Genomic DNA, 14,513 nt, shown 5'->3' on the forward strand with positions numbered 1-14,513 from the left:
GAGCGGGTCGGCCGTAGGGGGGCGTGACAGGTGTCACCAGGGGGCGTGCGTCGGCGTCAGTGCGCCGGTTTGAGCGGCAGCAGGGCGCTGATGCGGAAGCCTCCACCGGGGCGGGGCCCCGCGTCCAGGGTGCCGCCGACCATGCCCACCCGCTCGCGCATGCCGATCAGCCCGTGGCCCTGGCCGTCCGCGCCGCCCTCCTCGTACATCTCGTGCGGAGCGCCCTTGCCGTCGTCCTCGACGAGCAGGCCGAGCCCGTCGTCGAAGTAGACCAGCCGCACGCTCGCGCCCGCGTTGGGCCCGCCGTGCTTGCGGGTGTTGGTGAGCGCCTCCTGCACGATCCGGTACGCGGTCAGCTCCACGCCGCTGGGCAGCGGACGCGGGGTGCCCTCGACCTTGAAGTCGACCGGCAGGCCCGAGCCGCGGCACTGCTCGACCAGGTCCTCGATCTGCTCCACGTCGGGCTGCGGGACGTACTCGCCGCTCTCCTGGTGCTCACCGGTGCGCAGCACGCCCAGCAGGCGGCGCATCTCGGCGAGGGCCTGGCGGCCGGTCGACGAGATGGTCTCCAGGGCCTTCTTGGCCTGGTCGGGCGCGGCGTCCAGGACGTAGGCGGCGCCGTCGGCCTGGACCACCATCACCGACACGTTGTGCGCGACCACGTCGTGCAGCTCGCGCGCGATCCGCGCGCGTTCCGCGGCGACCGCGACCTTCGCCTGCGCCTCGCGCTCCTTCTCCAGGCGCGCCGCGCGCTCCTCGAGCTGGGCGAAGTACGCGCGCCGGGTGCGCACCGAGTCGCCGAGCACCCAGGCGAGCGCGAACGGCACCGTCTGGAAGACCACGATCGCGATGTTGCCGGGGACGCTGGCCTGGTCGTTCGGCCAGCGCAACTGCGCCAGGGCCGCCGCCGACAGGCCCATGCCGAGCGCCAGCCGGGACGCCCAGCGGGCGCCCGTGGCGGCCACCGTGAAGACGATCACCAGCATCGCGAAGTCGGCGACCGTGGTCCCCACGTCCAGGACGAGCTGCGCCAGGCCCAGCGCACCCGCCAGCACCAGCATCTTCTCCGGCATCCGCCGGCGCAGTGCCACGACCAGGCTGAGCAGCAGCACGATGGGGACGACCAGCGCCAGGTTGTCGGTGCCCCGGACCTCCTGGCCGGCTCCCGCGGTCACCACGGAGAGCCCGAACAGGACGAGGGCCCAGAAGCCGTCGACCCCGGTCGGGTGCCTGCGGAGGAAGTCATAGAGGCGCTGCACGTAACCCAGCGTAGGGAAGCGAGATGCGTGCAGGGGTCAACCGGAGGGCCGATCCGCACCCGACGCGCGTACTCCCCAAGGTGGAGGCAGTGATCACCGGTGCCCCTAGGCTGGCCGCGCGGGGCCGAACACGGCCAGGCAGGAGCGACGGCACGACGGACGGCACGGACGGGAGGGCACGCGCGTGAGGAGCCACGGCGGGGGCGACGACGGTCACGGCGCGGGCGGCCAGGGCACGGCGGGCGACGGCCACGGCGCGGGCGGCGACGGCGGCACCTGGCGCGGCTGGCGTGCGGCCGCCCAGGACGCCCTGTACGGCCCTGAGGGCTTCTACCGGCGGCCCGAGGGCCCCGCGGGTCACTTCCGTACGTCGGTGCACGCCTCGCCGCTGTTCGCGGGCGCCGTGGCCCGGCTGCTGTGCCGGGTCGACGAGGCGCTGGGCCGGCCCGCCCCGCTGGACTTCGTCGACGTGGGCGCGGGCCGGGGCGAGCTGGTCGCCGGTGTGCTGGCCGCGCTGCCCGCCGAGGTGGCCGCCCGCACGCGCGCCTACGCCGTCGAGCTCGCCGACCGCCCGGCGCGGCTCGACCCCCGGGTGCAGTGGCGCGCGGACCTGCCGGAGGACGTCACCGGGCTGCTGTTCGCGAACGAGTGGCTGGACAACGTGCCCGTCGAGGTCGCCGAGGTGGACGCCACCGGCGTGCCCCGGCTGGTCCTGGTGCGGGACGACGGCACCGAACGGCTGGGGGAGCCCGTGGCCGGGGCGCAGGCGCGGTGGCTCGCCCGCTGGTGGCCCCTGCCCGCCGAGGAGGGCACGCGCGCGGAGATCGGCCTGCCCCGGGACGCCGCGTGGGCCTCGGCCGTGGCCGCCGTGCGGCGGGGGCTCGCGGTGGCCGTGGACTACGCCCACGCGCGCGAGGCGCGCCCCCCGTTCGGCACGCTCACCGGTTTCCGCGCGGGCCGCGAGACGCCCCCGGTGCCGGACGGCTCCTGCGACATCACCGCCCACGTGGCCCTGGACGCGTGCGCGGAGGCGGCGGCCGCGTCGTCGGCGGCGAGGGCGGCCACCGCGGCGGACGCCCAGGCGTCCGCCCCTCTCCTGCTCACCCAGCGCGCCGCCCTGCGCGCCCTCGGCGTCACCGGGGCGCGCCCCCCGCTCGCGCTCGCCTCCACCGACCCCGCGGGCTACGTCCGCGCCCTCGCGGGCGCCGGCGAGGCCGCCGAGCTCACGGCACCCGGCGGACTGGGCGACTTCGGCTGGCTGCTGCACCCGGTGGGCATCCCGGACCCACTGGGCGAGTGAGCGCTCGGCGCCGTACGCGCGCCACTCACTTGTCGATGTCCCCCACCACGAAGAACATCGACCCCAGGATCGCCACCATGTCGGCCACCAGCGTCCCCGGCAGCAGCTCGTTGAGCACCTGGATGTTGTTGTAGGACGCCGAGCGCAGCTTGAGCCGGTACGGGGTCTTGTCCCCCTTGCTGACCAGGTAGTAGCCGTTGATGCCGAGGGGGTTCTCGGTCCACGCGTACGTGTGCCCCTCCGGCGCCTTCAGCACCTTCGGGAGCCGCTGGTTGATCGGCCCCGGCGGCAGGTGCGCGAGCCGGTCCAGACAGGCGTCGGCGAGGTCGAGGGCGTTGTGCGTCTGCGCCAGCAGCACCTCGAAGCGGGCCAGGCAGTCGCCTTCGGTGCGGGTGACGACCCGCAGGGTGTCCTGGAGCTCCCCGTAGGCGAGGTACGGCTCGTCGCGGCGCAGGTCGAAGTCGACGCCCGAGGCCCGCGCGATGGGCCCGCTCACGCCGTACGCGTGGACGGCCTCCGGCGCGAGCACGCCCACGCCCCGCGTGCGCCCGCGGAAGATCTCGTTGCCGAGCACCAGGTCGTCGTACACGTCCATGCGCGAGCGGACCGCGGCGACGGCCTCCCGCGCGCGTGCCGTCCAGCCGGCCGGCAGGTCCTCCTTGAGGCCGCCGACGCGGTTGAACATGTAGTGGATGCGGCCGCCGGAGACCTCCTCCATGACGTTCTGCAGCACCTCGCGCTCGCGGAACGCGTAGAAGACCGGCGTGATGCCGCCGAGTTCCAGCGGGTACGACCCGAGGAACATCAGGTGGTTGAGCACCCGGTTCAGCTCGGCGAGCAGCGTGCGCGTCCACACCGCCCGCTCGGGCACCTCCATGCCGAGCATGCGCTCCACGGCGAGGACCACGCCCAGTTCGTTGGAGAACGCCGACAGCCAGTCGTGGCGGTTGGCCAGCATGATGATCTGACGGTAGTCGCGCGCCTCGAACAGCTTCTCCGCGCCGCGGTGCATGTAGCCGATCACCGGCTCCGCGCGCGTGATGCGCTCGCCGTCCAGCAGCAGCCGCAGCCGCAGCACCCCGTGCGTCGACGGGTGCTGGGGTCCGATGTTGAGCACCATGTCGGTGCTCTCCGCGGCACCGCCGATCCCGACCGTGGTCTCCGTCGTAGGAGTCATGGACCCAGTCTCCCCTACGTACGCTGGCCGCATGGAGACGGGGAGCCCACGGGGCGTGGAGACCGAGGACGGGGCGGGGGACGGGCCGGGGTGGACCGGTCTGCCGCCGGGACTGTTGCGCATGCGCCGGCTGCTGCTGGTCGTGTGGCTGGTGCCGGCCGCCCTCGGCACCGGACTGGCACTGGGGCTGTGCGTCGGCCCCGCGTGGGCGGCGTTCGCGCTGCTGCCGCTCGCCGCGCTGGCCTGGGGCTGGGTGCTGATCGGACGCAACTGGCGCTCCTGGCGGTACGCCGAGCGCGCCGACGACCTGCTGATCAGCCGCGGTGTGCTCTGGCGCGAGGAGACCGTGGTGCCGTACGGGCGCATGCAGCTGGTGGAGGTCACCTCCGGTCCGGTCGAACGGCACTTCGGGCTGGCCAGCGTGCAGCTGCACACGGCGGCCGCGGCGACCGACGCGGCCATCCCGGGCCTGCACCCGGCCGAGGCGGAGCGGCTGCGCGACCGGCTGACCGAGCTGGGCGAGGCCCGATCGGCGGGCCTGTGACCGCGCAGGGCGTCGACGACGCCGTACGCGTGCGGGAACCGGTGGACGAGCGGCGGCTGCACCCCGTGACGCCGTTCCGGCGGGCGTGGGCGCCGGTGACGGTGCTCGTCGGCTGGGCGGCGCACGATCCGAACCAGGCGCAGCAGCAGCTCACCCGGCTGACCACCACGACGCTGCTGCTCGCCCTCGCGGTCATCGTCACGGCGGCCTCCCTGTACGGCTTCCTGAGCTGGTGGTTCACCTGGTTCTCGGTGACGGACAGCGAACTGCGCATCCGCACCGGCCTGGTGTTCCGGCGCACCGCGCACATCCGGCTGGAGCGCATCCAGGCGGTCGACGTCACCCAGCCGCTCCTCGCGCGCGTGGCGGGCGTCGCCAAGCTGCGGCTGGACGTCGTCGGCGCGGACAAGAAGGACGAGCTGGCGTTCCTCGGCCAGGACGAGGCGCGCGTCCTGCGCGCCGAACTGCTCGCGCGGGCCGCCGGGTTCGCGCCCGGGACGGCGCAGAAGGTCGGGGAGGCACCGGCGCACGAGCTGCTGCGCGTGCCGCCGCGCGCGCTCGCGGTGTCCCTGGCGCTCAGGGGTGCCACCTGGGGGGCGGTCGCCGCCGCGCTGGTCGTCCCGCCGGTGCTGTGGCTGGTCACCCACAGCGTGTGGACGGTGCTCGCCACGGGCCTGCCGCTGCTGGGCGCGGCCGGTGCGCGCAGCGCGGGCCGGTTCGTCGCCGAGTACGACTGGACGGTCGGCGACTCCCCCGACGGGCTGCGCCTGGACCACGGGCTGCTGGACCGCACGCACGAGACGGTGCCCCCGGGCCGGGTGCAGACGGTGCGGGTCGTGCAGCCGGTGCTGTGGCGGCGGCGCGACTGGGTGCGGGTGGAACTGGACGTGGCCGGCTCCGACAACTCCGTGCTGGTGCCCGTCGCCCCCCGCGCGGCGGCCGAGGCGGTCATCGCGCGCGTGCTGCCCGGGGTGTCCGTGCCGGCCGACGCCGCGCTGTCGCGCCCGCCGCGGCGGGCCGGGCGGTGCCTGCCGCTGTGGTGGCGCGGGTACGGGATCGCGGTCACGGACGCGGTGTTCGCGGCCCGGCACGGGCTGCTGCGGCGCGACCTGGCCCTCGTGCCCCACGCGAAGGTCCAGAGCGTACGGCTCACCCAAGGGCCCTGGCAGCGGCTGTGGCGGCTCGCGGCGGTGCACGTGGACACCGGGGCCGGCGAGACCGTCACGGCCCGTCTGCGGGACGCGCAGGAGGCCGCGGAGCTGCTGCGCGGTCAGGCGGAACGGTCCCGGACCGGGCGCAGGGACGCCCGGCCCGACCGCTGGATGGCCTGAGCCCCGTCAGGGGCCCGGGCCACCGATGCCACGGCACGCACGGCGCGCCACGGCGTTCAGGACGCGGCGCTGCGCAGTCCCTGCAGGTCGATCTGCTCGGTCTCGTCGTGCGCGGTCAGGTCGATCACCTGGCCGACGCCGCGCGTGTCCTCGTCGGCCGGCTTGAACTCGGCCTCGGCCTCCGCCTTGTGGAGCGCGAGCGCCTCCTGTCCGACGACGTCGGCGAGGTCCTCGTTCTGCACGGCCTCCATCGCGGCGGACGCCGACGACTTCTTCGTGCCGAAGAAGTCGAACCCGCCCTCGGACGCGGGACGCCGCACCGGCTGCGACGCCGGTACGACGGCCACGGCGGTCGGCACGGTGAAGTGACCGGCGGGCCGCTGCGCGGGGGTCGCGGGCCGCGGCACGACGGCGGCGGCGGGCGCGGGGGCCTCCGCGGGGCGCGCGGTCCCGCGCTCCTCGTCGGTCTCCCGGGCGACCGGCTGGGCGGAGGGGTCGTCGTCCCCGCCGTCCTCGCCGTCCGCGTCGTCCGCGTCGTCCGTGGCGGTACGGCTCTGCGCGTCCACGCCTTCGGTCGCTTCGCCTCCGTCGGCGTCGGCGGCGTCGGCGGCCTCGGTGGCGTCGGGGGTCTCCGTGGCGGCCGCGCGCGCGTGCTCGTCGGCCGCCTCGGGCTTCCCCTGCGGGTCGTCCTCCTGGACGGACGCGGACTCCGACTCGCCGCCGTTGCCGGCCTGGCCGGACTTGTCGGCGGGCTCCCCGCTCGTGCCGTTCTCCGCGTTCTCCGCGTTCTCCGCGTTCTCCGCGTTCTCGCCGCTCTCCCCGTCCAGGCGGCTCAGCGCCGCTCCGGCCCGCAGGAACAGCTGGGAACCCGCCGGGGAGAAAGCCCCCGGGATCTCGGGCGCCTCCGCGGTGCCGTCGGCATCGTCCGCCGCGGCGTTGTTCTGGACCGGCACGACCGGCTCGGCCTGCTCCACCGGCTCGTCGTTCGAGGAGTCCGAGGCGTCCACGGAGTCCGCGGCGTCCGCCCGCTCGGTCCCGCTCCGCTCCGCCGCCGTGGACGTCCCCGGCCCGGCGGTCAGTTCGCGCGCCGCCGGGACGGTCGTCTCGATCTCCAGCAGGCGGCGGCCCTCCAGGGCGCTCGCCCGCTCGGTCTCCGCCGTGGCGTACCGCCGCAGCAGGGCCGCGTGCTCGTTGCGCAGCCCCGCCAGTTCGGAGCGCTTGGCCCGCAGCCGCTGCTCCAGCTTCTTGCGCAGCTCGCGCGACTCCTCGAGGTCGGACTCCAGTTCCGCGACCCGTTCCTCGAACCGCCACTCGTCGCTCACCCGCGCGCGCGTGAGGTCGGCGACCTGCTTGCCGGCCTGGATGTCCCAGCGGCGCATGACGAACGCGCCGATGACCGCCGTGGCGGCGGCAGCGGCGGCCAGTGCGCGCAGCACCACGGCCTCGGTGAACACCCAGGGGCCCAGTGCGCAGACGAGGGAGACGCCGGCGATCGCCGAGGGCGGCAACAGCCTGTGCAGAGGTGGGGAATGGCGGTGACGTCCACGTGGCATGGCCAGAAACTTACCGCGCGTAGGCGAATGTTGGCGCCCCGCCCCGCAAAAAGGCTGCCGTCCCGTGGCCTTCACGGAGCATCAGAAATCACTTTCCCCTCCGATTGCGTGCCGAATTCGACGAGAATCAAGATCGTTTCAACCGAGCCGCCCGCTGAGCCACTGCAGCGCCGCCGGGATCTCCCGCCGCCAGGTGTTGAAGTTGTGGCCGCCGCTGTCCAGCACGATCGAGGAGATCCGGGTCTTCCCGGTGGCCTTGACCTGGTCGATGAACTTCAGCGTGGCCTTGTAGTTGGATTCCCCGATCTTGCTGGTGGTGACGAGCAGGGAGGTGTCCGGGGCGGGCCGGTGCGCGAGGAACCAGCGCAGGTCCGCCTCGTCGCGCAGCTTCGCGTCGCCGTGGAAGAGGTCGCCCGTTGTCGGGTCGAGGGGCGCCTTGTAGTACGCCGACAGGCCGACGCCGGCCGCGTAGACGCCCGGGTGGTGCAGGGCCAGCTTCAGCGCGCAGTAGCCGCCCGTGGAGTCGCCGATGACGCCCCAGCCCGCCGGCTCGCGGCCCACCCGGTAGTGCGCGCGCATGGCCTCGGGCAGGTCCTTGGCGAAGAACGTCTCCGTCTGCGGCCCGCCCGGGACGTCCACGCACTCGGTGTCGCGCGGCGGCGCCACCGTCGGCCGCAGCATCACCAGGATCATCGGCTGCGTCCGGCCGTTCTTGGCGAGGTCCCGCGCGGTGCGCGGGTAGTGCAGCTTCTCGAACAGGGCCTCCGCCGTGCCCGGGTACCCCGTCAGGACGACCGCGGCGGGGAACACGCGCGTGCGGTACTGCGGCTGGAAGTACTCCGGCGGCAGGTACACGTACGCGGGCGTGGCGATGTGCGACGTACGACCCGTCAGCGCCACCTTCTGGATCTGCCCGCCCTGCTGCGGGCGTCTGCCGCCCGGACCGTCGACCTGGCGCGTGCCCAGGACCTCCAGCGGGCCGCCCGAGCCGCCGGTGTGGTCGACCACCACGCCCTGGTCGGTCTCCCGGCCGAACAGGTCGGCCCAGCTCGCGTAGAAGCCGAAGGCCTGGTTCGCGGCCAGGCCCACGGACGCGAACAGCATCACCTGGGTGCCCAGCAGCAGTCCGACCCGCCCGCCGACGGCCCGCCAGCCGCGCCGCGCCAGCCGCGGCCACAGCCAGACCGTGCCGACGAACAGCGTGACGGCGGACACCACCGCCACCAGCAGAACCGTTGTGCTCGTGAGACCCATGGGGGTTCCTGCCTGCGCTTTCCGTCCGTGCACCCGTGATGTCGGGCACGCTTGCCCCGGACTTTCCGTGGGCTTTGGAGTGGCTTTGAGGAGACGAGTGAACCTCTCTCCCCGAGACACCGTCCTAGAGGGCGCAATGTCGCCGGATGCCCGATCGGCTCCGGAATCCAGGTCCCTCGCGAACACTGTGGGAAGCGATGTCTGTCAGGCTAGATGGGGAAATGTCGGGCGGGGTTCCGCGCCGATCAAGCCGGGTGCGGAGCATGCTCCGGGGTCCGCGCCCCGAATCCGTTCCCGTGCTCGTCGGCAGGGCCTGCGCGCTCGTGGGCCTGCTGGACGTCGCCGCCGGCGTGTTCCCGCGGTTCCGGCACAGCCGTATGCACACCCTCGCCGAGGTGCTGCCCGGGGCGTTCGGGCCGTTCGCCGCCGCGCTCTCGCTGAGCGCCGGCGTGCTCCTGCTGCTGCTCGCGCACGGGCTGAAGCGGGGCAAGCGGCGGGCCTGGCGGGCGGCCGTGGCGCTGCTGCCCGCGGGCGCCATCGCCCAGTTCTCGTACCGCCATTCGCTGCTGGGCGCGCTGATCTCCGCGGCCCTGCTGGTGCCGCTGCTGCGCCACCGCGACCAGTTCTCCGCCCTGCCCGACCCGCGCAGCCGCTGGCGCGCGCTCGCCAACTTCGTCCTCATGGGCGCCGGTTCCCTCGTCCTGGGGCTGGTCATCGTCAGCGTCCACCCCAATCGCGTGGTCGGCGACCCGAGCCTGGCCGATCGCCTGACGCACGTCCTGTACGGCCTGTTCGGCTTCGAGGGCCCGGTCGACTACCAGGGCGACACCTCCTGGACGGTCGCCTTCTCCCTGGGCGCGCTGGGCCTGCTCACCGCCGTCACCACCATCTACCTCGCCTTCCGGCCCGAGCACCCCGCCGCGCAGCTCACCGAGGAGGACGAGGCGCGCCTGCGGGCCCTGCTGGACAAGCACGGCCGGCGCGACTCCCTCGGCCACTTCGCGCTGCGCCGCGACAAGGCCGTCGTGTTCTCCCCCAGCGGCAAGGCCGCCGTGACGTACCGCGTCGTCTCCGGCGTGATGCTCGCCAGCGGCGACCCCATCGGTGACGTCGAGGCCTGGCCGGGCGCCATCGAGCGGTTCATGGACGAGGCCCGGGCGCACTCCTGGACGCCCGCCGTGATGGGCTGCTCGGAGACGGGCGGCGAGGTGTGGACCCGTGAGACCGGTCTCGACGCCCTCGAACTGGGCGACGAGGCGGTGGTGGACGTCGCGGATTTCTCCCTCGCCGGCCGCGCGATGCGCAACGTGCGCCAGATGGTCAAGCGCATCGAGCGCGCCGGTTACGAAACCCGGGTACGACGTGTCCGTGACCTCGGCGAGGCGGAGCTGGAGCGCATCCGGCAAGCCGCCGAGGACTGGCGCGGCACCGACACCGAGCGCGGTTTCTCCATGGCGCTGGGCCGCATCGGCGACCTGGCCGACGGCGACTGCCTCATCGCCACCGCCCACAAGGCCGACCCGGAAACGGGCCCCTACGGCGACCTGAAGGCGATCCTGCACTTCGTGCCCTGGGGCAGCGACGGCGCCTCGCTGGACCTGATGCGCCGCGACCGCGCCGCCGACCCGGGGATGAACGAGCTGCTGATCGTGGCCGCCCTGCAGGCCGCGCCCAGGTTCGGCATCACGCGCGTGTCGCTGAACTTCGCCATGTTCCGCTCGGCGCTGGCCCGCGGCGAGAAGATCGGCGCGGGACCGGTGCTGCGCGCCTGGCGCGGACTGCTCGTCTTCCTCTCGCGCTGGTTCCAGATCGAGTCGCTGTACAAGTTCAACGCCAAGTTCCAGCCGCGCTGGGAGCCCCGCTTCGTCGTCTACCGCGCCTCCGCGGACCTGCCCCGCATCGGCTTCGCCGCCATGCAGGCGGAGGGCTTCGTCACGCTCGCCCTGCCGCTGCCGCGCTTCCTGCGCCGGCACCGGCCCGCCCCGCGCCCGTGCGCGCACGCCCTGACCGAGCACGAAGCCCGCGCCGCGTAGCCCCCACGGGGACCACCCCGACCGGTCCGGGCGGAGGCCTCGCCCCCCTCCAGCCCTGAGGCCCCCGCCCGGACCACCCGCACCACCCGCCCGCACCACGCGCGCGTGCTGCACAGCGTGTCGTGCCCTGGGCCTAGGCTGAACATATGAGCAAGCAGAGCGGACGCGGGCGGGTCGCCGGTCTTCCCGAGTGGGACCGGTGCGCGGTCATGGGCGTCGTCAACGTCACGCCCGACTCCTTCTCGGACGGCGGCCGCTGGTTCGACACCACGGCCGCCGTCAAGCACGGCCTCGCCCTGGTCGCCGAGGGCGCCGACCTCGTCGACGTGGGCGGGGAGTCCACCCGCCCCGGCGCCACGCGCGTGGACGAGGCCGAGGAGCTGCGCCGCGTCATCCCCGTCGTCCGCGGACTCGCCTCCGAGGGCGTCGTCGTCTCCGTCGACACCATGCGCGCCTCGGTCGCCGGGCAGGCCCTCGCCGCCGGCGCCGCCCTCGTCAACGACGTCAGCGGCGGCCTCGCCGACCCCGCGATGATCCCCGTCGTCGCCGACGCCGGGGCACCCTTCGTCGTCATGCACTGGCGCGGCTTCCTGGAGGGCGGCAACGTCCGCGGCGTCTACGACGACGTCGTCACCGAGGTCGTCGACGAGCTCCGCGCGCGCGTGGAGGCCGTGCTCGCGGGCGGCATCGCCCCGGACCGGATCGTCGTCGACCCCGGCCTCGGCTTCTCCAAGGAGGCCGGGCACGACCTGACCCTCCTCGCCCACCTCGACCGGCTGCACTCCCTGGGCCACCCGCTGCTCGTCGCCGCCTCCCGCAAGCGGTTCCTCGGCCGTGTCCTCGCCGGCCCCGAGGGCGCGCCGCCGCCCGCGCGGGAGCGGGACGCCGCCACCGCGGCCGTCTCCGCCCTCGCCGCGCACGCCGGCGCCTGGGCCGTCCGCGTCCACGAGGTGCACGCCACGGCCGACGCGGTCCGGGTCGCGCGCGCCCTGGAAGGCGCCCGGCAGGCGGACGGCACCCGGTGAGCGCCCCGCACACCGACGTGGAGCGGGTCGAGGCCGCCAACGCCGCCTTCTACGAGGCCCTGGAGCGCGGCGACTTCGAGCAGGTGTCCGCGCTCTGGCTCACCCCCGCCGACCTGGGCGTCGACGAGACGTACCACGACCCGGCCGACACCGGCGTGGTCTCCTGCGTGCACCCGGGCTGGCCGGTGCTCACCGGCCGGGGGGAGGTGCTGCGGTCGTACGCGCTGATCATGGCGAACACCGACTACATCCAGTTCTTCCTCACCGACGTGCACGTCTCGGTCACCGGCGACACGGCCGTGGTGACCTGCACCGAGAACATCCTCAGCGGCGGCCCCGCCCCCGAGGACGGCGAGGAACTGGGCCCGCTCGTCGGGCAGCTCGTCGTCGCGACGAACGTGTTCCGGCGCACACCCGACGGCTGGAAGCTCTGGTCGCACCACGCCTCGCCGGTTCTGGCCGAAAACGACGAGGACGAGGACGAGGAGACGCCCTCCTGAGGGGTAGACGCCTCTCGGGGCGTGGTGGGAATCACCCGCCGGCGGCAGGTGCGGGCACCGACCGGTGAACCACCGGTGTTCCCCCGGGGGAACACCCGGCGCAACCGGCCGGATCCGACACCCGCCGGCGCCCCCGCGGCCCGTCGTTGTCGGTGCCCGCAGGTAGATTCGTTCGAGGCCGGCGTGCCGCCCGCACGTGGCAGCGACCGGCCGCCACCGACGATTGCAGGAGTGATTCGCGTGGATCGTGTCGCGCTGCGCGGCCTGAAGGCCCGCGGGCACCACGGCGTGTTCCCCAAGGAGCGCGAGGAGGGCCAGACCTTCCTCGTGGACCTCGTGCTGGGACTGGACACCCGGGCGGCCGCGGCCGACGACGACCTGGCGAAGACCGTGCACTACGGCATCGTGGCGGAGGAGGTCGTGGCCGTCGTCGAGGGCGAGCCGGTGAACCTCATCGAGACGCTCGCCGAGCGCATCGCCGAGACGTGCCTGAAGCACGAGCAGGTCCAGGAGGTCGAGGTCCGCGTCCACAAGCCGGACGCGCCGATCACCGTCCCGTTCGACGACGTGACCGTCACCATCATCCGGAGCCGAGCATGACCGCGTCCTTCACGCAGGGCCCGACGGACCCGACCGTCCAGCCGGTGCCCGCCTCCGTCGTCGAGCGGGTCGACGCCGCCGACACCACGCTGCACAACCCGCAGCGGGCGGTGATCTCCCTCGGCTCCAACCTGGGCAACCGGCTGGAGACCCTGCAGGGCGCCGTCGACGCCCTGGAGGACACCCCGGGCGTGCGCGTGAAGGCCGTCTCCCCGGTGTACGAGACCGAGCCGTGGGGCGTGGAGCCGGGCAGCCAGCCGTCGTACTTCAACGCCGTGGTGCTGCTGAAGACCACTTTGCCGCCGTCGTCCCTGCTGGAGCGGGCCCACGCCGTCGAGGAGGCCTTCCACCGGGTCCGCGAGGAGCGCTGGGGCGCCCGCACGCTGGACGTCGACATCGTGGCGTACGCCGACGTCGTCTCCGACGACCCGGTGCTGACGCTCCCCCACCCGCGCGCCCACGAACGGGCCTTCGTGCTCGCCCCGTGGCACGACGTGGAGCCCGGCGCGCGGCTTCCCGGCCGCGGTCCGGTGGCCGACCTCCTCGGCACCGTCACCCGCGACGGCGTCGCGCCCCGCGCGGACCTGGAACTCCGGCTGCCCGAGTAGTCGTTAAGGTCGAGGACACCACACGTACGCCGGGCCCGGCCGGGGGAGCTGAAGGATCACCGTGAGAGAGCTGCGCATCAGGTTGCTGGCCGGCGTCTTCGTCGTGGCCGGTGTCCTGTCCTGGGCGGGCGCCCGCCTCTGGAACTCGATCGGGACCCTCCCCAGCGTCCCCCTGGCCGCGCCCATCGTGCTGGCCCTCATCGCGGTGGTCCTGCTCGCCACGGCGCTCTCGCTCCGCGCCCGGCTGCGGGCCCAGCGCGAGCGCCGTCCCGAGGCCAAGGGCGTCGATCCGCTGATGGCGGCCCGCGCGGTCGTCTTCGGCCAGGCCAGCGCCCTGGTCGCGGCCCTGGTCGCCGGCATGTACGGCGGCACCGGCGTGGTCCTGCTCGAGTCCCTGGACATCCCCGCCCGACGCGACCAGGCCATCTACGCCGGCTTCTCGGTCCTCGCGGGCATCGGCGTCATAGCGGCCGGGATCTTCCTGGAGCGCGTCTGCAGGCTCCCGGAGGACGACGACCACGACCAGGGCGCCCCGTCGGCCGCCTGAGCCCTCCCGAACCGGTCCGCCCGCCGGATCGACCGGGCGGAGGCACGGACCGGGCACGGACCGCCCCCGTCCGGGGCACGGCGCGTCAGCGCGCCATGATGAGGCTCATCGCCTCGTTGCGGGTCGCCGCGTCCCGGAGCTGACCGCGCACCGCAGAGGTGAGCGTCTTGGCGCCGGGCTTGCGGATGCCCCGCATCGACATGCACATGTGCTCGCACTCGATGACGACGATGACGCCACGCGGCTCCAGGATCTCCATCAGGGAGTCAGCGATCTGCGTGGTGAGACGTTCCTGCACCTGGGGGCGCCGGGCGTAGACGTCGACGAGCCGGGCCAGCTTGGACAGGCCCGTGATCTTCCCGCTGGCGGACGGGATGTAGCCGACGTGCGCGACGCCCCGGAACGGCACCAGGTGGTGCTCACAGGTCGAGAACACCTCGATGTCCTTCACCAGGACCATCTCGTCGTGACCGAGGTCGAAGGTCGTCGTCAGGACGTCCTCGGGCTGCTGCCACAGACCCGCGAAGATCTCCCGGTAGGCCCGTGCCACCCGCGCCGGCGTCTCCTTGAGGCCCTCGCGGTCCGGGTCCTCGCCGACCGCCAGCAGGAGTTCGCGCACGGCGTTCTCGGCGCGCTTCTCGTCGAACTCGCCGATGGCGCCGCCGCGGTCGCCGTCCAGCGTCACGGGGTCGGTCATCTTGGTGCCTCGTTCCTCTGCGGGTCACACGTGTGGGGTACGCGCTGCGGGGGCGGTCATACGACAAACCGCGCCCCCCAGGCTA

14 protein-coding genes are annotated in these 14,513 nt (G+C 74.1%); 9 read left to right on the forward strand and 5 right to left on the reverse strand.

The genetic code is table 11. The features are described from left to right. Positions 1-56: 56 nt before the first annotated feature. Complete coding sequence (locus tag E4U92_RS28195; RefSeq protein ID WP_137303248.1) at positions 57-1,259, reverse strand: sensor histidine kinase; 1,203 nt, start codon at positions 1,257-1,259, stop codon at positions 57-59. 184 nt (positions 1,260-1,443) lie between these two features. Here E4U92_RS28195 and E4U92_RS28200 point away from each other — a divergent pair, with 184 nt between their 5' ends. Further along, entirely contained in the window at positions 1,444-2,559 is a 1,116-nt protein-coding gene (locus tag E4U92_RS28200) for an SAM-dependent methyltransferase (RefSeq protein ID WP_137303249.1), read from the forward strand. A gap of 25 nt (positions 2,560-2,584) precedes the next feature. Here E4U92_RS28200 and E4U92_RS28205 read toward each other — a convergent pair whose 3' ends face one another. After that, entirely contained in the window at positions 2,585-3,736 is a 1,152-nt protein-coding gene (locus tag E4U92_RS28205) for an NADH-quinone oxidoreductase subunit D (RefSeq protein ID WP_137303250.1), read from the reverse strand. Positions 3,737-3,767: 31 nt separating this feature from the next. Between E4U92_RS28205 and E4U92_RS28210 the strand changes: the two genes are divergently transcribed. Together E4U92_RS28210 and E4U92_RS28215 are read left to right on the forward strand one after the other, a co-directional pair. Next, a complete protein-coding gene (locus E4U92_RS28210; RefSeq protein ID WP_137303251.1) occupies positions 3,768-4,280 on the forward strand; it encodes a PH domain-containing protein in 513 nt (170 codons plus the stop codon). Further along, positions 4,277-5,611, forward strand: coding sequence for a PH domain-containing protein (locus tag E4U92_RS28215; RefSeq protein ID WP_137303252.1), 1,335 nt, complete (start codon positions 4,277-4,279; stop codon positions 5,609-5,611). Before E4U92_RS28210 ends, E4U92_RS28215 begins: the two co-directional genes overlap by 4 nt. A gap of 56 nt (positions 5,612-5,667) precedes the next feature. On the opposite strand, the gene E4U92_RS28220 is transcribed toward E4U92_RS28215, so the two are convergent. Together E4U92_RS28220 and E4U92_RS28225 are read right to left on the reverse strand one after the other, a co-directional pair. Further along, positions 5,668-7,164, reverse strand: a complete 1,497-nt coding sequence (locus E4U92_RS28220) for a hypothetical protein (RefSeq protein ID WP_137303253.1) — start codon at positions 7,162-7,164, stop codon at positions 5,668-5,670. A 138-nt stretch (positions 7,165-7,302) separates the two neighbouring features. After that, positions 7,303-8,418, reverse strand: coding sequence for an alpha/beta hydrolase (locus E4U92_RS28225; RefSeq protein WP_137303254.1), 1,116 nt, complete (start codon positions 8,416-8,418; stop codon positions 7,303-7,305). 221 nt (positions 8,419-8,639) lie between these two features. Between E4U92_RS28225 and E4U92_RS28230 the strand changes: the two genes are divergently transcribed. The 6 genes from E4U92_RS28230 to E4U92_RS28255 all read left to right on the forward strand — a co-directional run bounded on the left by E4U92_RS28230 (position 8,640) and on the right by E4U92_RS28255 (position 13,731). Next, a complete protein-coding gene (locus E4U92_RS28230; protein WP_137303255.1) occupies positions 8,640-10,451 on the forward strand; it encodes a phosphatidylglycerol lysyltransferase domain-containing protein in 1,812 nt (603 codons plus the stop codon). 146 nt (positions 10,452-10,597) lie between these two features. Next, positions 10,598-11,476, forward strand: a complete 879-nt coding sequence (gene folP, locus E4U92_RS28235) for a dihydropteroate synthase (RefSeq protein ID WP_137303256.1) — start codon at positions 10,598-10,600, stop codon at positions 11,474-11,476. Next, positions 11,473-11,976, forward strand: coding sequence for a nuclear transport factor 2 family protein (locus tag E4U92_RS28240; protein ID WP_137303257.1), 504 nt, complete (start codon positions 11,473-11,475; stop codon positions 11,974-11,976). Before folP ends, E4U92_RS28240 begins: the two co-directional genes overlap by 4 nt. Positions 11,977-12,216: 240 nt before the next feature. Then, on the forward strand, positions 12,217-12,576 hold the full coding sequence (folB, locus tag E4U92_RS28245; RefSeq protein ID WP_137303258.1) for a dihydroneopterin aldolase: 360 nt from the start codon (positions 12,217-12,219) through the stop codon (positions 12,574-12,576). Then, on the forward strand, positions 12,573-13,184 hold the full coding sequence (gene folK / locus E4U92_RS28250) for a 2-amino-4-hydroxy-6-hydroxymethyldihydropteridine diphosphokinase (RefSeq protein WP_137303259.1): 612 nt from the start codon (positions 12,573-12,575) through the stop codon (positions 13,182-13,184). Before folB ends, folK begins: the two co-directional genes overlap by 4 nt. Before the next feature lie 61 nt (positions 13,185-13,245). Beyond that, positions 13,246-13,731: a DUF3180 domain-containing protein gene (locus E4U92_RS28255; protein ID WP_137303260.1), complete on the forward strand. Its 486-nt coding sequence runs from the start codon at positions 13,246-13,248 to the stop codon at positions 13,729-13,731. A gap of 85 nt (positions 13,732-13,816) precedes the next feature. On the opposite strand, the gene folE is transcribed toward E4U92_RS28255, so the two are convergent. After that, the gene (gene folE / locus E4U92_RS28260; RefSeq protein ID WP_137303261.1) at positions 13,817-14,428 is read right to left on the reverse strand and encodes a GTP cyclohydrolase I FolE; all 612 of its coding nucleotides are present in this window, start codon (positions 14,426-14,428) and stop codon (positions 13,817-13,819) included. Positions 14,429-14,513 lie beyond the last annotated feature (85 nt).

Origin of the sequence: Streptomyces galbus (assembly GCF_005280195.1) — a bacterium.
In the GTDB taxonomy this organism is placed as follows: domain Bacteria; phylum Actinomycetota; class Actinomycetes; order Streptomycetales; family Streptomycetaceae; genus Streptomyces; species Streptomyces galbus.